Source organism: Shinella lacus, from assembly GCF_010994755.1.
Lineage (GTDB): Bacteria > Pseudomonadota > Alphaproteobacteria > Rhizobiales > Rhizobiaceae > Shinella > Shinella lacus.
Map to the genome: position 1 here is coordinate 623,357 of NZ_WHSB02000002.1, position 21,037 is coordinate 644,393.

Consider the following 21,037-nt stretch of genomic DNA (forward strand, 5'->3'; position numbering starts at 1 on the left):
CCCTTTCGAACTCGAACCCCGATGTAAGACGTTCAGGCGTCTTTTTCAAACACTAGTATGTCGCGCTGGTTAGCCGAAAGCGTGACGTCGCGCAATCCGGCCGCCAATTGATCGGCCCTGACGCGCGCCCGAACCGGCCGATCGGTGCCCGGCACGGCGAGATCCAGCAGTTCGACCACGCCGAGAAAGCGCCGCGACAGGATGCGCGCCGGAATGTCGCCGCCGGTTTCCATGACGTGCAGGCCCGATAGGCGCACCGCGACATGCACCTTCTGGCCATCCGAAAAATCCCTGCCGTCGGCATTGCCGAGCGGCGTTTCGACGACGCCGCCGCGCACATGGCCGGGAAATTCGTTGATTTCGGAGAAGAAAGCGGCTGCAAAGATGTTTTTCGGGCGAAGATAGAGCTCTTCCGCCGTGCCCACCTGCACGAGGCGGCCGTCCTTCAGAAGCGCGATCCGGTCGCCCATGCGCATCGCCTCCTCGGCATCATGGGTCACCACGATGGCACTGGCGCGCGAATGGCGCAGGATCGCCAGCGTGTCCGCGCGGATCGAATCCTTGAGGCGCGAATCGAGGCCGGAGAACGGCTCGTCCATCAGCAGGACCGACGGCCGCGGCGCAAGCGCACGGGCAAGCGCCACGCGCTGTTGCTCGCCGCCGGACAGGACATGCGGAAATTTCTGGGCATAGTGCGACAGTCCGACGCGGTCGAGCGCCACCAGTGCTTCGGCCTCCGCTTCAACCCGCGGCAGGGCCGTCAGGCCGAAGCGCACATTTTCGAGCACCGACATATGCGGGAAAAGCGCGAAATCCTGGAACATCAGGCCGACGCCGCGCCGCTCGGGCGGCAGGAAGGTGGTCGGGCCGGCGATCTCGCGGTCGTTGAGCAGCACGCGGCCGGCGCTCTGCGCCTCGATGCCGGCGGCGATGCGCAGCAGCGTCGTCTTGCCGGAACCGGAGGGACCGAGCAGGCAAAGAACTTCGCCGGGTTCCGCCGTCAGCGAAATACCGCGGATCGTCTGCTTGTTGTGGTAGCTGTGGTGGATATCCTCGAAGGACAGGCGAGCGCCGAACATCACCGCCGATGCCCGTCTCGTCTCGATACCGTTGGAGCCTGACGGGTCCGAAGCCATTTCCGAAGTTTTCCCAGTCCCTTGGCCAGTCGCTGGCCCAATCGCCGGCGACCGGTGCTGGCGATAAGCTTCGTCTATTCGTCTTCTTTTCCGCCCGGTGTCAAGAGACCGAGTTCTTCAAGGTCGAGCTGGGTGATTGGGTCCTCGTCTTCCGCCAGTTCGTCCTCGCGAAGCGGCATGGGCACCTGGAAATTGGCGGGGATGCGGCCGGTCAGCAGGCCAGCGCCCTTCAGCTCTTCCAGCCCCGGCAGGTCGCGCAGGTCTTCAAGGCCGAAATGATCGAGAAAATCGCGCGTCGTGCCGAAGGTGACCGGGCGTCCCGGCGAGCGACGGCGGCCGCGGAACCGCACCCAGCCCGCCTCCATCAGCACGTCCAGCGTGCCCTTGGAGGTCTGCACGCCGCGGATATCCTCGATCTCGGCGCGCGTGACCGGCTGGTGATAGGCGATGATCGACAGCACTTCGAGGGCGGCGCGCGACAATTTGCGCAGCTCCGTCTCGTCGGTGCGGATGACGAAGGACAGATCCGGCGCGGTGCGGAAAGCCCAGTTGTCGTCCATCTGCACGAGATTGACGCCGCGGCCGGCATAAAGCCCCTTCAATTCGCGCATGACATGCAGGACGTCGACGCCGCGCGGCAGGCGCTCGGCGATATAGGCCGCGGACACCGGGCCGGCGGAGGCGAAGACCAGGGCTTCGGCGATGCGCGCGGCCTCGTGCAGCCGACGCGGATCGACGATCGTGCCGCCATCCGCATCGCGCGGTGCGTCGTCGTCGCCTTCGATCACGCTCACGGCCCCCCGTCCTCGTCGCCCTCGGGGTTCGGCCCGCGGCGCAGATAGATCGGCTGGAAGGCGCCATCCTGGCGAAGCTCCAGTCGCCCTTCCCGCACCATTTCGAGCGTCGCGGCAAAGGCGCTGGCAATCGCCGTGGTGCGGTCTGCGGGGTCGGTCAGGTAGCGCAGCATGAAATGGTCGAGCGCCGTCCAGTCCTCGAACTCGCCGACCAGCAGCGACAGGATGTCCCGCGCCTCGGCGAGCGACCAGACGGTGCGCTTCTCGATGGTCACCTGTGTGATGGCATGGCGCTGGCGCAGGGAGGCATAGGCGTTGAGCAGGTCGTAAAGCGAGGCCTCGAAGGTCGAGCTCCGTTCGACCGGGATATGTTCCGGCATGCCGCGGGCAAAGACGTCGCGGCCGAGGCGGTTGCGGTTGACGAGCCTGGTCGCGGCATCGCGCATCGCCTCCAGCCGCTTCAGGCGGAAGGCGAGACTTGCCGCCATTTCCTCGCCCGAAGGACCGTCGTCCTTTGCCTGCCGCGGGATCAGCAGGCGGGATTTGAGATAGGCGAGCCAGGCCGCCATGACGAGATAGTCGGCGGCAAGCTCGATGCGGATCTTGCGCGCCCGGTCGATGAAGACGAGATATTGCTCGGCGAGCGCCAGCACGGAGATGCGGGTGAGATCCACCTTCTGCGTGCGGGCAAGGTGCAGGAGAAGATCGAGCGGGCCTTCGAAGCCAGCGAGATCGACGACGAGGCTCTCCTCGGAAAGCCCCCGCTCCTCGCCGCCCTCCTGCCACAGGTCATCCATCGGCGCATCTGCACCGCGACCCTTCTTCTGTGGCTTCGGCCCCGTTCCCTGCACGTCGCCCCTCTAGCGTTTCAGGCCACCGCGATCATCGCGTTGAACTCTTCGCGCAGCGCCTGCTCGTCCGCCTCATCCGGCGTCGGGAAGCCCGCGCGCACCGCATTCGCCCGCCGCAGGCTGTCGCCCGTGAGCGGCGGTACGTTTTCGGTCACCGCTATCATTTCGTCCATGATGCCATGGCAATGCAACACCATGTCGAGCCCCGCGGCGATGATTCCCCGGCTTCTTGCAGCAATATCGCCTTTCAGCGCGTTCATCGACACGTCGTCGGACATCAGGAGCCCGTCGAAGCCGATATGGCCGCGGATGATCTCGCTCACAACCTTGGCCGACGTCGTCGCCGGATTGTCGCCGTCGATGGCGGTGAAGACGATATGGGCGGACATCGCCATCAGCTCGTCCTTCATGCGGCGGAAGGGCACGAAGTCGCAGGCCTCCAGCTCTTCGCGGCTCGCATGCACGACCGGAAGGTCGTGGTGCGAATCGACCATGGTGCGGCCGTGGCCAGGAATGTGCTTCATGATCGGCAGCAGGCCGCCGGCCTTGAGGCCTTCCGCCGCCGCCTTGCCCATCACCGAGACGATCTCCGGTTCCTGGCCGTAGGCGCGGTTGCCGATGACATCGTGCACGCCCGGCACGGCGACGTCGAGCACCGGCAGGCAATCGACATTGATGCCGAGGCGCAGAAGATCGAAGGCATGCAGGCGCGACATCAGCCAGGCGGCGCGCAGCCCCTTTTCCGCATCCGCGCGGTAAATCGCGCCGAGCGCCGCGGCATTCGGATATTGCTGCACATGCGGCGGCTTGATGCGCTGGACGCGGCCACCCTCCTGGTCGATCAGCACCGCAGTGTCGCTGCCGCCGCCGATGCAATCACGCATCTCGGCCGTCAGGTCGGCCACCTGGGCCGGCTCGCCGATATTGCGGCCGAAGAGGATGAAGCCCCAGGGCCGCTCGCTGCGGAAGAAGGCCTTTTCGTCGGCGGTGAGGCTCAGGCCCTTGCAGCCCGAAAGGAAGGATTTCGATTCGCTCATGTCCGCAATCTTAGAGGTTCGGTGGAGAAAGACGAAGGGTTGCGCCTTCGCGGGAATCAAAGAGGCGCGGACCTGCCGCGCCTCTTCAGAAAATCGTTGCCAGCCTCAGCGGGTGACGAGGCAGCTGCCGCCCGCGCTCTTGTAGCGACTGCAGAGCGAGTTCGCCTCTTCGCGCGAGCCGACGGGGATGCGCACACGGAAGAAGGTGCCCTTGTTGGGGATTTCCGCCTTCTTGATATCCACGCCCCGGCCGCCGATGACGCTCGAGAATTTCGAGGACAGCGAGTTGTAGCTCTTCTGCGCTTCGGCTTCCGAGGGCAGCGAGGCGATCTGGATCACGTAGCTGCCGGGGGCGACGGCTGCGACCTGCGTCTGTTCCGCCGTCTGCTGGGTTTCGGCCGGCTTCGCTTCGGCAGTCTGCGTGCCAGAAACATTGCCGTTTTCGGTGACGGTGCCGACGACGGTGACCGGCTGGTCGATCGGGCGGGTTTCCGGAACAGGCGCGTTGCCGTCCGTCGAGGTATCCGTCGCACCGATCGTCGTCGTCTTCACGGTGCGCACCGGCGCAGTGTCGTCGACCTCAGCATCCGCCACTTCGGCGAGCGCGGAGCGCGGCTGGCCTTCGCTTGCCGCCTGCTCGGCGCTGAGCGAGGCATCCGCATCGATCGTCGCATTTGCCGTCGCGACGGCTTCGCCGGAGGCGCTGCCGGTCGTCGCGGTGGCCTTGGCGTCGATATCGGCCGTTTCCACCACGGGCTCGGTGACGGTCTCCTCGCGGGCGACGAGCGTGCCGTCCGGCTTGACGATCATCGTCTTGACCTTGCGCGGCGAGACGAGCGGCTTGTTGCCGCCTTCCGCCGTTGCGGTCTGGGGCTCGTCGACGCCCGGCAGCAGACGGTTTTCGTCGTCCGCCTGGATGACCGCCTCGACGCCGTCTTCCGGACCGTCGAACGGCAGGGTTTCCGGCGTCAGCGTGCGCTGCACGACGTCCACCGGCTCTTCCGTCGAGGTGACGAGCTGTTCCTGCTGCGGCGTGGCGGCAGCGTCGCCGGCCACGCGGTCGTACACGGCCTTGTCCTGGTTCGGAACGGTCTTGCCGCCCTTTTCCTCCGGCACGATCTTCACCGGGGTCTTGTCGGCGAGGATGACGCGCGGCTCGCCAGAACCAGCGGTGCCGCCGGTAAAGGCGGTCCAGGCGTAGACGCCGCCACCGCCAACCAGCAGAAGGGCCGCGATGGAAGCGGCGATCAGCAGGCCGCGGCGCGGGCGCGCCTGTTCGTCGTCATACCCGTCGCCGGTATAGAGCGTGCTCGCCTGGCCGGGATCGACGGGGATCGCCATGCGCTCCGGCTGGCTCAGCGAGCGGCGGAAATCCTCTTCCAGCGCGCGCTCGAAATCGTCGACATCGTTGATCTGCGCCGTCGGCTGGGCGGCCGCCGCGGCAACCGCACCGGCGGCAACACCCGCCTGCAGGTCTTCCGTGCGCGCCTTGGTCGACGGCTCGGTGAAGAGCTGCGCCATTTCAGCGTCGATGTCGAAATCATAGTCCGGCTGGTAGACCGGCGGCTTTTCCTTCTCGATGACCGGAAGCTGCGGTACGTCGAGCTCGGTGACCGGGGAGACGCCCTCGTCCGTATCGGCAATCATCGCCGGGTCGAAGGGCAGAGCGCCGTCGGCGGTCTCGGTGATGACGGGCTGCGGCGCGGTATAGGTGGAGACAGGAACGGCAACGGCGGGTTCGCGGCGTACGGGCGTGACAACCTCGACCGGCCTTGCGACCTCCGCCTTGACCTCTTCCTTCACCGGCTCGTCGTCCAGCGAGAAATCGGAAAGATCCAGGTCGATATCGGAGAGATCGAATTCCAGGTTCTCGAAATCGAGGTCCGGCTCGGCGGCGACCGGGGTCGGCATCGCGACCGGCTCCTGGCGGGTCTCGATGACCGGGCTCTGCACGGGTTCGAAGACCGGTTCGCGAACGGTCTCGACGAACGGCGTCCGCGCCGTCTCGGCAACCGGCTGGCGGTGCGCGACGGGCGTCGCGCGGCCGAAGATGGAGGAGAGGCCGCCGGTGGTGCGCGGCGTCGCCGTCACGGCGGCAAGCGAGGAGCGGGTTTCCGGCACGGGATAACGCTCGACCTCGGCCAGCAGCGCATCGCGGTCGTAGTTCTGGCCCGGCTCGACGGATTCCACCCGGTAGTCGGGCTCGGCTTCGAGCGTGGGTTCTTCGGCCTGCCATTGCGTTTCGGCTTCCGCCACCGCACGGGCGCGGTCCTCGCGGTTTTCGAAGGGCATTTCGGCGACGAAGTGCGGCTCATCGCGGGCATAGACCGATTCGGCATGGAACGGCTCGGCATCCTCGCGGACCGCCTCGTCCGGCATCCAGCCGTCAAAATTCGGCTCGCCGTCGGCTTCCACGGTCACCGGCAGCGGTTCGACGAAGGAGGCTTCGGCGCTGTGCTCGCGCGGCGCGCGGTCGTCGGCCAAGAGATCGTCGGCAAAACCGTCGCCGATCGAAAGCTCCAGCTCGCGCTCCAGGTCGAGACCGACATCGTCAAGCGGGTTTTCATCCGCCGCGTGCGGCTGGAAGCCGAGGAAGGCCGGCTGGCGCTCATCCGCGCTGGTGCGCTCGGGAACATAGGTTTCGACGACCGGCTCGCTGCGCTGTTCGAAGCGCGGCTCCAGCCTTTCGACGAATTTCAGGCCCGCATGCGCCGTCGGCTCGGCCTCGACGGCGGGCACGTCTTCGTGCACGGCCGTTTCAAGCTCGTCGGCCAGCAACAAAGCGGGATCGAATTCCAGCTCCGGCTCAGGCTCGGCCGGCCGGACATCGGCAACGACTTCTTCTTCAACAGGAATCGGCTCGACCACCGGCTCCTTAAAAGCGGGCTCGCGATATTCGATATCGCTGAGTGTGGCACCGTACTGCGGATCACCGACGATCAGCGCATCCTCGAAAGACGGCTCGATCGCCTGCTCAGTAACGGACGGCTCTTCGAAGGAAGGCTCGCGGTTACCGATATCGCTCGCGACGACGCCCCGCGTCGGCACTTCGTCGAGAACGGCATCGCTCTCTTCGGCAACCGGCTCCGGCGCGTCGAAGACGGGCTCGACATGGCGCGGGGCTGCGCGCTCGGCGACGACCGGCGCGACCGCGACGCGGCTCGGCGTGTCATATTGCTCGAAGGCGCGCATCAGCTCGTCTTCAAGGGCGAGCACGGGGTTGTCCCGTCGCGGCACAGTTTGCGCGGCGTCGGCGACCGGTTCGGAGGAAGGCTTGCGGACGTCCTGAAGCGGACGCGGCTCGTAGCCGACGAGACGGGCAAGCTCGGCCAACGGATCGTCGTCCGCCAGGAGATCCGTGTCAGCGGTTCCGCTTCGCGCGAAGTTCTTCTCTGCCATACTGCTTCCCACTCACAAGCTACAAAAACGCGTTTGCCAGCTTATTGTGGGGAAATGGTGACGTTATCGCATTTCGTCCGGGGCGGCCGTGCCTGTAATCGACAGGCCGGACTTAAGAACAGACGCGACAGCATTCACCAGCCCAAGTCTGGCAATACTCAATTCTCTATTTTTATCGTTAACAAACCGTAATTCCGGTTGCTCTTTGCCTTTATTCCAATGCGCATGGAAAGCACTGGCAAGATCATAGAGGTAAAAAGCGATGCGGTGCGGCTCGTGCGCCAGTGCCGCGCCCTCGATGACGCGGGGATATTCTGCCAGCTTTGCGAGAAGCTGCAACTCGCTAGGATCAGCGATATTGCCCTCGATCGAGGCCGCGAGATCGAGCGAACCGATGTCGAGCCCCGGAAACGCCTCGGCCGCCTGGCGGAACACCGACATGCAACGGGCATGAGCATACTGCACATAGAAGACCGGATTGTCCTTGGACTGCTCCGTCACCTTGGCGAAGTCGAAGTCGAGCGGCTCGCTGTTCTTGCGATAGAGCATCATGAAGCGCACGGAATCGCGGCCGACCTCGTCGACCACGTCGCGCAGCGTGACGAAGTCGCCGGAGCGCTTCGACATCTTGACCGGCTCGCCGTTGCGGAACAGCTTGACGAGCTGGCAGAGCAGCACCGTCAGCTTCGCCTTACCTTCGGAGACGGCGCGCGCGACAGCCTCCAGGCGCTTGACGTAGCCGCCATGGTCGGCGCCGAGCACATAGATCATCTCGTCGAAGCCGCGGTCGAACTTGTCCTTGAAATAGGCGACGTCGGCGGCGAAGTAGGTATAGGAGCCGTCAGACTTGATCAGCGGGCGGTCGATATCGTCGCCCACTTCCGTCGAGCGGAACAGCGTCTGCTCGCGGTCTTCCCAGTCTTCCGGCAGCTGGCCCTTCGGCGGCGGCAGCACGCCCTTGTAGACATGGCCCTTGAAGGTCAGGTCGTTGATCGCCGTGCGGATCGGCGCGCCGTTGCCGGCATGCAGCGAGCGCTCGGAATAGAAGACGTCGTGGTGGACGTTGAGTGCGGCCAGATCCTCGCGGATCATCGCCATCATCGCGTCGATCGTCCTGTCCTTGACGAGCGGCATCCACTGGTGTTCCGGCATGGCGCGCAGCGTCGTGCCGAATTCTTCCGCCAGCGCCTCGCCGACCGGCTTCAGGTAATCGCCCGGATAGAGGCCTGACGGAATATCGCCGATCGCCTCGCCCAGCGCCTCGCGGTAGCGCAGGAACGCCGAGCGCGCCAGCACGTCGATCTGCGAGCCGGCGTCGTTGATGTAATATTCCTTTGTCACCGCATAGCCGGCAAAGCCCAGCAGGTTGGCGAGCGCGTCGCCCACCACGGCACCCCGGCAATGGCCGACATGCATCGGGCCGGTCGGGTTGGCGGAAACATATTCCACATTCACCTTGCGCCCGGTGCCGAGCGAGCCGCGGCCATAGTCCGTGCCCTGCCGGATCATGCCGGCGAGCAGCGCCTGCCAATAGGCGACGGAAAGGCGCACGTTGATGAAGCCCGGCCCGGCGACGGCGACCTCGGCCACCTGCGGGTCCTTCTTAAGCTCTTCGACGATGAGGTCGGCGAGTGCGCGCGGATTGAGGCCGAGCGGCTTTGCCAGCACCATGGCGGCATTGGTCGCGACGTCGCCATGGCTCTGATCGCGCGGCGGTTCGACGCTGATGCGGCCGAAATCGAGCTCGGCGCGCTTCTCACGGACGATTTCAAGTCCTTCGAGTACGTTTTTGATTCTGTTGTCGAAGTCTGTAAAAAGGTTCATCTCATCCATCCGCGCGAAGCGATCCGTGGGCGGCTGACTATCGCAATTCCGGGGTATGGTCAAACAGCCGGCGGTGCGTGCTGATGGCGTAGTTGTCGGTCATTCCCGCGAGATAATCGCCGACATGGCGGGCGCGCGCCGATTCGGGCATGGTCGAAATGCGGTCCACCCAATAGTGCCCCTGCATGAGCTGCGGGTCGTCCATATAGGCGTGATAGAGGTCCGTAAGGATGGACGCCGCATTGGCGCGCACGCGCATCACCTCCGGGTGGCGATAGATGCGGGAAAACAGCAGGCGCTTGATCTGCTTGTCGGTGACCGCCATCTCGTCGGTGAAGGTCGCAAGCACGCGACGCGCCTTACGCACGTCCTCGGCACTTTCCGGGCGCTCCTCGCGGATCGCCTGCTGCGCATAGCCGATCACATCCTCCACCATGGCGGTGATCTGGCGGCGCATGATCTCGTGGGTGAAACGCGAGGCTTCGAGGTCCGGATAGCGCTCGCGCACGTCGCGCATCAGTTTTGCGAGGAACGGCACATCCTCCAGCATGTCGAAGGTCAGGTAGCCGGAGCGCAGGCCATCGTCGATGTCATGGGTGTTGTAGGCGATGTCATCGGCGATCGCCGCGACCTGCGCCTCCAGGCTGGCATAACTCGCCAGTTCCAGGTCGTGCACCGCGCAATATTCGAGGATCGGCCGCGGCACGTCGTCTCCGTGCGTGCATTCGCCCGTCGGGCCGATCAGAGGCCCGTTGTGCTTGACGAGGCCCTCCAGGCTTTCCCAGGTGAGGTTCAGCCCGTCGAAATCGGCATAACGCCGCTCCAGCTTGGTGACGATGCGCAGCGACTGCGCATTGTGGTCGAAGCCGCCGAAGGGCTCCAGCACCTCGTGCAGCGCATCCTCGCCGGTATGGCCGAAGGGCGTGTGACCGAAATCGTGCACCAGCGCCACGCCCTCGGCGAGGTCCTCGTCGAGTTTCAGCGCCCGCGCCAGCGCCCGCGCAATCTGTGCCACCTCGATCGTGTGGGTCAGCCGCGTGCGGTAATGATCGCCGTCTGCGGCGATGAAGACCTGCGTCTTGTGCTTCAGGCGGCGGAAGGCCGTGGTGTGCACGATGCGGTCGCGGTCGCGCTGGAAGTCCGACCGCGTGGGGCTTTCCGGCTCCGGATAAAGCCGCCCGCGGGTCGCCCAGGGGTCGGAGGCATAGATGGCGCGTTGCCCCGCGCCGAAACCCAGCGCATGTCTGTCCAGTGTCATTCGTCACCTGCATTCACGCCGCCCATTGACGCGGCAGCAATGCCTTCATACCTATAGTGTGCACAGCGGCAAGTCCGGCTGCAAGCTGAGCGTGAAATGCAAGCCTTTTCAGGGATTTGCCCGATGCGCTCCGCAGCCGCCCCTGCCATCGGCGACGAAGTCGCCGTCTGTGCGACAGAGCGATTCTCTCCGGATCTTGACCCCGGCAGGAGGCAGACATGAACGACAAGTCCGTAAGTATTTCCGACGCCGCCGCAAGGCGCATCGCGTCGATCCTCAATTCCTCGCCGGAAAAGCAGGCGTTGCGCGTCTCTGTGGAAGGCGGCGGCTGTTCCGGCTTTTCCTATAAATTCGACCTCGTCGAGGACCAGCAGGACAACGACCTGGTGCTCGAAAAGGACAAGGCCAAGGTGCTGATCGACCAGCTCTCCCTCGTCTACATGGACGGGTCGGAGATCGACTTCATCGACAACCTGCTCGGCCAATCCTTCCAGATCAAGAACCCCAACGCGGTTGCAAGCTGCGGCTGCGGCACCAGCTTCTCGATCTGAACTCACGAATCACAGGACTCCCGCATGCCGATGAAGATTGCCACCTGGAACATCAACGGCGTGCGGGCGCGCATCGAAAACTTGGTTGCGTGGCTGAAGGAATCCAATCCCGACATCGTCGCCTTGCAGGAAATCAAGTCGGTCGACGAGGCCTTTCCGCGCGGCGAGATCGAGGCGCTCGGCTATCATGTCGAGACGCACGGTCAGAAGGGTTTCAATGGCGTCGCGCTGCTCTCGAAAATCCGCCCGGACGAGGTGAACCGCGGCCTGCCCGGTGGCGAAGGCGACGAGCAGGCGCGCTTCATCGAGGGCGTGTTTTCCGTCGAGGGCGGCGTCATCCGTGTCTGCTCGATCTATCTGCCGAACGGCAACCCGCCGGACGATCCGGTTAAATATCCCTACAAGCTTTCCTGGATGGACCGGCTCATCGCCTTTGCTGAGGACCGGCTGGCGCTGGAAGAGCCGCTCATTCTCGCCGGCGACTACAATGTCATTCCCGAGCCGCACGATTGCTGGGACGTGAAAGTCTGGGAAAAGGATGCGCTCTACCTGCCGCCCACCCGCCAGGCCTTCCGCCGGCTGGAAAATCTCGGCCTGACGGATGCCGTGCGCGCCACGTCGGACGCGGTGCCGCTCTATACGTTCTGGGATTATCAGGCGGGCTGCTGGCCGAAAAATTTCGGCATCCGCATCGACCATCTCATGCTGTCGGCGGAAGCCTCGGACCGCCTCGTCTCGACGGCGGTCGAAAAGCATGTGCGTGCCTGGGAAAAGCCGTCCGACCACGTGCCGGTCGTCGCCGTGCTCGATTACGCGGCCTGAGGCAAAAATCTAAGAAGTCTTATTCGTCGGGATTGAAGCGGATGCTTTGCGCGAGCGCAACGCCCTTGCGGCGGTCTTCCTCGCTTGCCACGGAGAAGGCCTCTTCCTGATTGGCTTGAAGCCAGGCACAGTCCTTCGGCGGGCAGTGATCGAGAGCTGCGGTCATGAAAGCGAGGCCGCGTGCCGCCTGGCCTTCCTGGAAGAGGATGTTGCCGAACAGGCCCATCGCGCCGGCATGGCCATTGTTGCGCGCCCGGTTCAGCCACTTCTTGGCCTGATGCACGCTGGCACTACCGCCCTCACCGGAAAGCATCATGCGGCCGAGCTGGAACTGCGCTTCCGGAATGCCGAAGGCGGAAGCTGCCTGGAAATAGAGCTGGCGGGCCTGGGTCATGTCGACCTTCACGGGGCTATCCGGAATGCCGCGGCGATAGTAGCTGGCGAGCGCAATCAGCGCATTGGCGAAGTAGCCGGTATCTTCCGAACCCGGCTCGACGCCGGCCTGGGCGATCTCGCTGTAGATCTTGAAGGCTTCGAGGTCGTTCTCCGGCACGCCGTCGCCATCGGCATACATGTTAGCAAGCGCCCAGCGCGAACCGGTATGGCCCTTTTCCGCCGCATAACGATAGGCCTCGATGGCGTCTTCCTTGCGACCCTTCTTGTAGGAGAAGAAACCGAACTTGAAGAGGTCGAAGGGACCGCTTTCCCTGCTGACGCCGGACTGGGGATCGAATGCGAGGGCCTGTGATGCCGCTCCAAAGGAGAGCGAAAGGCAAAGACCCATTACCACTATTTTCATCGGCGACAACTCGGACTTGGGCATCACTTCTACAATTCCGTGCCCAGCCTGGTTCGCTGTGCCAAACCGGAATCGCACGGGTCTCGTGCGGATTTCCGGCAACTCCGGCGGCAATGACATCGGCTGGCTCATCGTTTCCTTGGGCGCGGTTTCACGCGTCTACTTGTCATTATCGCTGCGCCCCGTTTGTGGCGGGAAATGGACATCTCGTCTCTCGTCTAGGTGTGTAGCAAACTCTGGAAAAAAATGTGTTGCGATTCCGTCACATAATTTGACGCCTCGCTGTGGTTTCCCCAGAGAGGCTTAACCGGAGCAACAAAGTCTTAACCAAGAAAAAAGGCCCGGCGATGACGCCGGGCCTGATTCTGATCTCTTGATGGTCCGCCGATCAGAATTTGACCTTGAGCGAGGTCGAGATGGCCGTCACCAGATCGTTGTCGAAATCATAGGAAACGCGCCGGCCGAAGGTGCGGCCGTCCTTGACGACCTGACCCGAGGAACCGCTCGTCAAGATGCCGACTGCGCCACTCAGGCGGAACTCGACATTTTCGCTCGCGGCGTAGGAAATGCCGGTGCCGAGCGTCCAGGTGTCGGTCTGCGCGCCGATGCCGGTGCTCGTGCCACGGTCCCAGGTGAGGCTCACGGCGCCGCTCAGCTTGTCGTTGAACTTGTGGCCGACGCCGCCCGAAACGGTCCAGCCGTCGCGATACAGCAGGTCGAGCGAGGTGACTTCCGTCGGGCCGCTGGTGCGGCATTCGATGCCGCGCGTCGCGATCGGGCAGAACGGCAGGCTCTGGAGCTGGCTCCAGTCGGTCCATTTGACCGAACCGAAGGCCAGCCAGTCCGGCGCAATACCCGACTGGAACTTGAACTCCAGCGAATCCGGCATGTCGGCCGAGCCGAAGACCGGCGTGTTGACACCGGCAATGCCCGGCAGCACGGCGCCCGGCACCTGCCGCAGGTCCATCGTGCCGGTAATGTCGTCCAGCTTCACTGCACTGTTGTAGACCAGGCTCGTGCGCAGCGCATATTCCTCGATCTCATAGGCTATGCCGGCGCGCCAGCCCCAGCCCTCGCCTTCCAGCTCCAGGCGGCCCATGCCGTTGATCGGCGAGCCGGCGGGCATGGCGAAGACCAGGCGGTCTTTGAAACCGGAGACTTCCTGATAGAAGCCGCCGCCGATGATACGGAACTGGCCCGGCCCCATGTCGAAGGAATAGGAGCATGTCGTCGCGTAGTTGTGGCTTTCGATCTTGGTCTCGACGTTGTCGTTCGCGCCCGCCCAGTTGCGGCCTGGATTGATGTGCACGCCCCATGGCTCGGAATAATCGGCCATGCAGTCGATCGCATCGCCGATCGAGGCCTTGATGCCGACGCGCGGAACCCAGTAGCCCTCGGTATCGCGGATACCGTTGCTGGGCAGGCCGTTCAGGTCGCCGTCTTCCGGCACCTCGTCGCGGACGTTGTTCATGTCGCGCTGCGGGTTGACGTAGGTGGCGGTCGCCTCCGCCGCGTAATCCGAAGGATCGAACAGAAGGTCGATATTGTAGCCGCCGCGCTCCAGGCCACCGGCCTGAGCCGATGTCGCGGCCAGCAATGCCATCGCAGCCATTACGCCGCGGCCGATCGTTTTCTTACCCATGCAATCCCCCTCACAAAGTCTTGCGCTAACGACAACTGCCTTTGCCGCACGCCTCTCCGCCATGACTATCGAAGACACGCACTTTTTTGGCAAACCCCAGTTCTTGCCTGTGATTTCCAAACAGTATTCAGAAAATTACGTAAGGTTTTTATGAAGACCCTCAACATCAACAAGCTAAGGAACATTTTTTCAATATCACGGGAATTTTACCGGTTTGATGGATATTCATTCCATCAAGGTGGCATTCTGTCACATTATGGACACAGCCGGAATTTTGCAGCCCACTTACCGAATAGAAAACCGCGCCGGGGTCTCCGGCGCGGTTTTTTCGTCTTCCCGGCAGATTTTAGGGGAATCAGCCTGCTTCGCTGACGCGGCCAAGCGCCACCGCGAGGCTTGCGAGCTGCTGTTCGAGCTCCGCGAAGCGTTCGCGCTCGGCCTCGACCACCTCGGGCTTGGCATTGGCGACGAACTTTTCGTTCGACAGCTTGCCCTCGATGCGGCCGGCCTCCGCTTTCGCCTTGTCGATCGCCTTTTCGAGGCGCGCCTTTTCGGCCGCCAGATCGATCAGGCTGCCGAGCGGCAGGCAGGCGGTCGCCTCGCCGACGACGATCTGCGCGGCACCCTTCGGCGCCGTGTCTTCGAGGCCGATCTCCGACACGCGGGCGAGACGGCGAATGGCCGAATCGTGCGTTTCGAGGCGCGTCTTCGTCAGCGCATTGGCGCCAACGACCACGAGCGGCGCCGTAGCGCTTGGCGGCACGTTCATTTCGGCGCGGACCGAACGGATGCCGGAGACGAGATCGACCAGCCAGTTGATCTCGTCGGCGGCCGCGTCATCGGCATAGGCCGGCGACGGCCATTCGGCGTGGCAGACCAGGCTGTCCCGCGTCTTGCCCTCGCCTGCGGTGTGCGCCCAGAGCTCTTCCGTCATGAAGGGCATGAACGGGTGGAGGAGCTTGTAGATCTCTTCCAGGACATAGGCCGCGCAGGCATGCGATTCCGCCTTCGCCGCCGCATCCTCGCCCATGAAGATCGGCTTCAGCAGTTCGAGATACCAGTCGCAGAACTGGTTCCAGACGAAGCGGTAGAGCGTGCCGGCCGCGTCGTTGAAGCGGTAGGTCTCGATCGCCTCGGTGACGTCGCGCGCCGTACGGGCGAGTTCCGTCAAGATCCAGCGGTTGATCGTCAGCGACGCCGTTTCCGGCACGAACTTCGGATCGGTCGCAACCCCGTTCATCTCGGCAAAACGCGTGGCGTTCCAGAGCTTCGTGCCGAAATTGCGGTAGCCGGCGATGCGGGCCGGGTCGAGCTTCACGTCCCGCCCCTGCGCGGCCATGATGGCCAGCGTGAAGCGAAGCGCGTCCGCGCCGTATTCGTCGATCAGTTCGAGCGGATCGATGACGTTGCCCTTCGACTTCGACATCTTCTGCCCGTTCTTGTCGCGCACCAAAGCGTGGACATAGACGGTGTGGAACGGCTCGATCGGGTTGCCGAACTCGTCCTTCATCAGGTGCAGGCCCATCATCATCATGCGGGCGACCCAGAAGAAGATGATGTCGAAGCCGGTGACGAGCACATCGGTCTGGTAATATTTTTCCAATTCCGGCGTCTTTTCCGGCCAGCCGAGCGTCGAGAACGGCCAGAGCGCGGAAGAGAACCAGGTGTCGAGCACGTCCTCGTCGCGGGTCAGGATGTCGCCCGGCGCGAAATTTTCCAGCTTCTCCTCGACCCAGGCCTTCCACGGGCCTTCATGGGCAATGTAGTGCTGAATGGCGGCGTGCAGCGCCTCTTCCTCGGTCTTTTCAACGAAGACCTGACCATCCGGGCCGTACCAGGCTGGGATCTGGTGACCCCACCAGAGCTGGCGCGAGATGCACCAGGGCTCGATGTTCTCCATCCAGTCGAAATAGGTCTTCTCCCAGTTCTTCGGGACGAAGTTGGTGCGGCCTTCGCGCACGGAGGCGATGGCCGGCTTTGCCAGCGTCGCAGCGTCGGCGAACCATTGGTCGGTCAGCATCGGCTCGATGACGACGCCGGAGCGGTCGCCGAACGGCTGCATGACCTTCTTGTTCTCGACATAGGGAACATCGTTGCCTTCACCGTCCTTGATAGTGACCGCAAGGCCCTCGGCGTTAATCGCGTCGATAATGCGCTTACGCGCTTCATAACGGTCGAGGCCGCGATATTCGTCGGGAACGAGATTGATGTCGTCGACCTCGGCCTCGTTCGGCACATGGCCGGTCTTTGCGATCACCAGCGCCTGCGCCGCGTAGACGGCATAGGGCTCGCCATCGGCACGCATGGCAGCCTGCGTATCCATCAGGCGGTAAAGCGGGATATTGTTGCGGCGCGCGACCTGATAATCGTTGAAGTCGTGCGCGCCGGTGATCTTGACTGCTCCCGAGCCGAAATCCTTCTCCGGATATTCGTCGGTGATGATCGGGATCAGGCGGCGGTGCTCCTTTGGCCCGACCGGGATCTCGCAAAGCTTCCCAACGATCGGCGCATAGCGCTCGTCCGTCGGATGGACCGCAACCGCGCCGTCACCCAGCATCGTCTCGGGGCGGGTCGTGGCGATCGAGATATAGTCGCGCTCCTCTTGGAATACGACGTTGCCATCCGCATCCTTCTCGACATAGGTATAAGTGGCCCCGTCGGCGAGCGGGTACTTGAAATGCCACATATGGCCGTCGACTTCCTTGTTCTCGACTTCGAGGTCCGAAATCGCCGTTTCGAACTTCGGGTCCCAGTTGACGAGCCGTTTGCCGCGATAGATCAGGCCTTCCTTGTAAAGCGAGACGAAGACTTCGAGCACGGCTTCGGAAAGCCCCTCGTCCATGGTGAAGCGTTCGCGCGACCAGTCGCAGGACGCGCCGAGACGCTTCAGCTGGTTGAAAATCAAGCCGCCGGATTCCGCCTTCCATTCCCAGACCTTCTCGATGAAGGCATCACGGCCCATCTCGCGCCGGCCGGGCAGCTTCTCGGCGGCGAGCTTGCGCTCAACGACCATCTGGGTGGCGATACCGGCATGGTCCATGCCCGGCTGCCACAGCACGTCCTTGCCGCGCATGCGCTCGAAGCGGACCATGATGTCCTGCAGCGTGTTGTTGAGCGCGTGGCCCATATGCAGCGAGCCCGTCACGTTCGGCGGCGGGATCACGATGGTGAAGGTTTCGGCGCCCGGTTTTGCGCCTTCGCCGGCGCGAAACGCGTCCGCATCTTCCCACGCCTTGGCAATTCGCGGCTCGACCGCTGCGGAATCATAGTTCTTTTCAAGCATTTTCGTGCGAAGCCCGCTGTTTGTCGTCAGGGTTTTCTAAACCGGATGGCCGGCGTGAAGTCAACAATATCAGAAGAAAAGCCGCGCCGGGGGTCCGGCGCGGCTCAAACCATTTTTAAGCAGAATGGCGGCGTCGGTCAGCGGCGCGGGCCGCGCGCCACCCGTTCAATCTCTTCGCGCACCAGCCGCTCGACCAGCGTCGGCAGGTTGTCGTCGAGCCATTCCTGCAGCATCGGGCGCAGCATTTCCTCGGCGATCTCATCAAAGGAGCGGCGCGGGCCGGCATCCATCGCCTGCGCCAGCGCACCAAAGGACTGCGCTACGCGCTCGCCGACCGCGGGAGAAACGAGAGCAGCGATATCACGGCCTGCCGCAACCGGTTCGGCCACGCGTGTTTCCACGACCGGCGTCGGCTCGACGTGGGGCGTCACGCTCTCATGCTTTTCGATAAAGGGCTCGCGCTTTTCGACGGCTTCGACGGCCGGCACGAAGCGGCTGGCATTCGCCGTCATGCGGGAGGTCATGACCGGGTTTTCCTCGCGCAGCGGCAGTTGCACCGGCTCGATGGAAACAGGCTCAACCTCCGGCTCGCGGTTTGCGACATGCCGCTCGGAGGCGGCGCGCACACGGGCGGCGACATCGGCGAGCGACAAAGCGGGCTGGGTGGCCTGCACCGGCTCCGTGCGCTGGATCGGCTGGATGGTGGAGGGACGATGCTCTTCGCTGTGGAACCGCTCGACCACCGCCGGGTGGTCCATCAGATTGCTGGAATGGCTGTCCGTCGTGATGTGGAAACCCTCGTCGCCATCGGCATCGGGCGCGAGCTCCGGCATGGCTTCGTTGTTCTCGATGATCTTGCGGATGGACGCCAGGATTTCATCCATGGACGGTTCACGCGCTACATTTGGCTGAGCCATTTCTATCCCCGTTCTCTGCGGCGTCCACGGCCTGCCGCTCCCAGCCTGCCGGACATCCCGAAAACCCTAGGCGAGTTCGGTGGCGAACTAAATCGCCGCGAATCATGTGTTACGAGTGATGCACAGATTTGTTTGCCCTGCCAAGGGCGAGGATTATTCGCTGTCGACGGTTCTCAAGCCGAACCACTTGTCCTTGACCGCCTCGAAATGCACCTCGGACCGATATTCCGCCACTTCGAGCCCCTGGCTGCGCACGGTCAGGCTGCCGGTGGCGGCGAGCAGCGAATAGCTTGCAACAACAGCATTGCGCTGCACGGCGGCGAGATCTTCCTGGGCGTCGAGCACGTTCTGCTGGGCGTTGAGCACGTCGAGCGTCGTGCGCTGACCGACGTTTCGCTCCTCGATGACGCCGTTCAGCGCCTCGTTTGCCGCACCGATTTGCACACGGATAGCTGCGATAGAGGCATTGGCCGCCTCGTATTGCGCATGCGCCGAAGCGATCGTGCGCTGGACTTCCATGCGCGCGGAATCCACCAGCAACTGGCTTTCGCCCAGCCGTTCCTTCGCCTGGCGGATCTGGCCGTATTCGGCTCCACCTTGATAGATCGGAACCGTCAGCCGGGCGGTCACCGAGCCGCTCAGATTGTCGGCAGGTCCCTCTTCCGTGTTGACGGATTTAAAGACGCTTCCCTGCAAAGAAACGCCCGGCAGCATGGCGCCTTCAGCCTCCTTCACATTGAAGCCGGCCGCATCGGCGCCGCGCATGGCGGCGAGGATGTTCGGATTTTCCTGCATGCCCGTCGCCACTGCATTGTCGAGTGACCGCGGCATAGCCTTCTTGGCCGACGACGGCTGCTTGATGCCTTTCGGCGTTTCGCCGACGATCTGCACATAGGCGGCTTCGCTCTGCTTTAGCGACGAGACGGCTGCCGTCAGCAGCGCATTGGCAGCGGCAAGCTCGGCTTCGGCGAGACTGACATCCGTGCGCGTGCCCTCCCCGACATTCAGGCGCGCGTTGGCTGCTTTCACCTGCTCCTTGAGGAAGGCAATATTCTGCTTGCGGATCGACACGATCGTCTGGTCACGCGCGATATTGGCATAAGACTCGACGGCCGCGAGAAGAATGGAAATTTCCTGGGCGCGAAGCGATTCACGGTTTGCCAGCACATTCGCCTCGGCCGCCTTGACACGGTAAAGTGTCTGAAAGCCGTCGAAAATCTGCTGGCTGATCGTGATGCCATAGCTCGAGGTAACATAGTCGGTCTGCCGATCGGGTCGCCCCAAAAAATTACCGGCGGGACGGACATCAAGATTCGTACGAAGGGCTTCCGCCTCGGCCACGCCCGTTACGCGCGGCCTCATCCCCGACTTGGCAATCGTCACATTCTCATCAATCGCACGCAAAGCCGCACGCGCAGCGTTCAGGTCCGGATTGTTCTCGTACGCCTTGGCCATCGCACCGGCCAGCGTCTCGGCGGATGCGCCGTACGGCACGGCGTGGAAGGCGGTGGCGAGGGCTAGCGCAAAGGCGGTTCGACGAAGAATGGACACAGTACGAAACTCCGATCCTGGCCAGCCCGTCGCATGAGCTGCCTTTACACAATTCTCACCGGCCGCAGGCCGGGCACGCTTTCGGGCAGCGGCAACCCTCCACGGACGGTGCGCGCCGACCGCGATAATGCCTCTTCGTTCATTCGGGAACAGTCGGCAGGCCCATCGGCAAGGATTTGGTAACGACAATAGGACGGGCCCGTTGCGAAAGTGCAACAAATCGGGCCTGCCCGGGATAAAGCGCCTCAGCGCTCATTCAGAAGACGAATTCCTTCGCCCTGCGGAAGCCCGGCAGCGGCTTGACGGCCGTGTTGAAGACGTTGCGCTCGGAAACGCGGCCGCCTTCCTTGATATAAAGTCGGGCCTGCGAGGCATTGCCGTAGCCCTCGACGACGACCAGGCGGCCACCGTCGCGAAGCTGCGCGAAAATGGCATCCGGCACGAATTCGACAGCGCCGTGCACGAAGATCACGTCATAGGGCGCTTCCGGCGCGTAGCCGGCTTCGAGATCACCGGTGACCACGGCGACATTGTCGTGGCCGAGGCGGGACAGCGTGTCCGTCGCGGTCGCGGCAAGATCCACGTCGCTTTCGAGCGCCACGACGGAGCTGCCGAGGCGCGAGAGAATCGCGGAGGCATAACCCGTGCCGCAGCCCACTTCGAGCACCACGTCCGTATTGGCGATCTCGGCGAGCTGGATCAGCTTGGCGAGCGGCGACGGCTCCATCAGGTAGCGGCCGGGCACGAGCTGGATGTCGTTGTCGATATAGGCGAGCGGCTTCACCGCCGCCGGCACGAATTCTTCGCGCGCGACGGTCAGGAAGGCGTCGAGCACCTCGTGCGACGTCACGTCCGTCGTACGGATCTGGTTGTCCACCATCTTCGTGCGCGCTGCTTTGTAGTCAATCATCTCTAGCCCTGTGAGTAAGCGGCAGACCGCGGCACGAAGGCCCGGTTGCGATGCCGGATGCGTCGCAATTCTCTTAGTGCGGTTTCGGGCCGGGTGTCCAGTGGCGGCGACGGGTTGCGCGCAAAAACCGCGGCCCTGCCCGCTTGAACCGCGTGGCCCCGGAATTTCCAAGGGTTATCATGAATAAATTACTCAACATATTATTGCCTGCTCCCCGCATAATGTCGTATTGAGCACTCAGGTTTTACGGATGCCAAGGCAGC

The 21,037-nt window shown here is 63.6% G+C and carries 15 protein-coding genes; 2 read left to right on the forward strand and 13 right to left on the reverse strand.

Going from position 1 to position 21,037, the window contains the following annotated elements; translation table 11 throughout:
• Positions 1 to 32: 32 nt before the first annotated feature.
• The 7 genes from GB927_RS07540 to GB927_RS07570 all read right to left on the reverse strand — a co-directional run bounded on the left by GB927_RS07540 (position 33) and on the right by GB927_RS07570 (position 10,299).
• Positions 33 to 1,136 (reverse strand): ABC transporter ATP-binding protein, encoded by a 1,104-nt coding sequence (locus GB927_RS07540; protein WP_439655473.1) that lies wholly within the window; start codon positions 1,134 to 1,136, stop codon positions 33 to 35.
• Between the two features lie 74 nt (positions 1,137 to 1,210).
• Positions 1,211 to 1,924, reverse strand: a complete 714-nt coding sequence (gene scpB, locus GB927_RS07545) for an SMC-Scp complex subunit ScpB (RefSeq protein WP_256116195.1) — start codon at positions 1,922 to 1,924, stop codon at positions 1,211 to 1,213.
• A gap of 2 nt (positions 1,925 to 1,926) precedes the next feature.
• Positions 1,927 to 2,727, reverse strand: a complete 801-nt coding sequence (locus tag GB927_RS07550) for a segregation and condensation protein A (RefSeq protein ID WP_256116054.1) — start codon at positions 2,725 to 2,727, stop codon at positions 1,927 to 1,929.
• A 71-nt stretch (positions 2,728 to 2,798) separates the two neighbouring features.
• Complete coding sequence (nagZ, locus tag GB927_RS07555; RefSeq protein WP_256116055.1) at positions 2,799 to 3,818, reverse strand: beta-N-acetylhexosaminidase; 1,020 nt, start codon at positions 3,816 to 3,818, stop codon at positions 2,799 to 2,801.
• Between the two features lie 105 nt (positions 3,819 to 3,923).
• Positions 3,924 to 7,217: an SPOR domain-containing protein gene (locus tag GB927_RS07560; RefSeq protein WP_256116056.1), complete on the reverse strand. Its 3,294-nt coding sequence runs from the start codon at positions 7,215 to 7,217 to the stop codon at positions 3,924 to 3,926.
• 63 nt (positions 7,218 to 7,280) lie between these two features.
• Positions 7,281 to 9,041 (reverse strand): arginine--tRNA ligase, encoded by a 1,761-nt coding sequence (argS, locus tag GB927_RS07565; RefSeq protein ID WP_256116057.1) that lies wholly within the window; start codon positions 9,039 to 9,041, stop codon positions 7,281 to 7,283.
• Positions 9,042 to 9,078: 37 nt separating this feature from the next.
• The gene (locus tag GB927_RS07570) at positions 9,079 to 10,299 is read right to left on the reverse strand and encodes a deoxyguanosinetriphosphate triphosphohydrolase (RefSeq protein ID WP_256116058.1); all 1,221 of its coding nucleotides are present in this window, start codon (positions 10,297 to 10,299) and stop codon (positions 9,079 to 9,081) included.
• A gap of 218 nt (positions 10,300 to 10,517) precedes the next feature.
• On the opposite strand from GB927_RS07570, the gene erpA reads away from it, so the two are divergent.
• Together erpA and xth are read left to right on the forward strand one after the other, a co-directional pair.
• Positions 10,518 to 10,850: an iron-sulfur cluster insertion protein ErpA gene (gene erpA, locus GB927_RS07575; protein WP_256116059.1), complete on the forward strand. Its 333-nt coding sequence runs from the start codon at positions 10,518 to 10,520 to the stop codon at positions 10,848 to 10,850.
• Positions 10,851 to 10,880: 30 nt separating this feature from the next.
• Positions 10,881 to 11,672: an exodeoxyribonuclease III gene (gene xth / locus GB927_RS07580; protein WP_256116196.1), complete on the forward strand. Its 792-nt coding sequence runs from the start codon at positions 10,881 to 10,883 to the stop codon at positions 11,670 to 11,672.
• A 19-nt stretch (positions 11,673 to 11,691) separates the two neighbouring features.
• On the opposite strand, the gene exoR is transcribed toward xth, so the two are convergent.
• From exoR to GB927_RS07610, 6 genes are all read right to left on the reverse strand, one after another.
• Positions 11,692 to 12,495: an exopolysaccharide production regulator ExoR gene (gene exoR / locus GB927_RS07585; protein WP_256116060.1), complete on the reverse strand. Its 804-nt coding sequence runs from the start codon at positions 12,493 to 12,495 to the stop codon at positions 11,692 to 11,694.
• 364 nt (positions 12,496 to 12,859) lie between these two features.
• Entirely contained in the window at positions 12,860 to 14,113 is a 1,254-nt protein-coding gene (locus tag GB927_RS07590) for an OmpP1/FadL family transporter (protein ID WP_256116061.1), read from the reverse strand.
• Positions 14,114 to 14,468: 355 nt separating this feature from the next.
• Positions 14,469 to 17,396 carry a valine--tRNA ligase gene (locus GB927_RS07595; RefSeq protein WP_256116062.1) on the reverse strand — a complete coding sequence of 976 codons (2,928 nt, stop codon included), beginning with the start codon at positions 17,394 to 17,396 and terminating at the stop codon, positions 14,469 to 14,471.
• A gap of 137 nt (positions 17,397 to 17,533) precedes the next feature.
• Positions 17,534 to 18,313 carry a PopZ family protein gene (locus GB927_RS07600; protein ID WP_256116063.1) on the reverse strand — a complete coding sequence of 260 codons (780 nt, stop codon included), beginning with the start codon at positions 18,311 to 18,313 and terminating at the stop codon, positions 17,534 to 17,536.
• A gap of 153 nt (positions 18,314 to 18,466) precedes the next feature.
• Entirely contained in the window at positions 18,467 to 19,768 is a 1,302-nt protein-coding gene (locus GB927_RS07605; RefSeq protein ID WP_439655475.1) for a TolC family outer membrane protein, read from the reverse strand.
• A gap of 352 nt (positions 19,769 to 20,120) precedes the next feature.
• Entirely contained in the window at positions 20,121 to 20,771 is a 651-nt protein-coding gene (locus tag GB927_RS07610) for a protein-L-isoaspartate O-methyltransferase family protein (protein ID WP_256116198.1), read from the reverse strand.
• Positions 20,772 to 21,037: the final 266 nt, after the last annotated feature.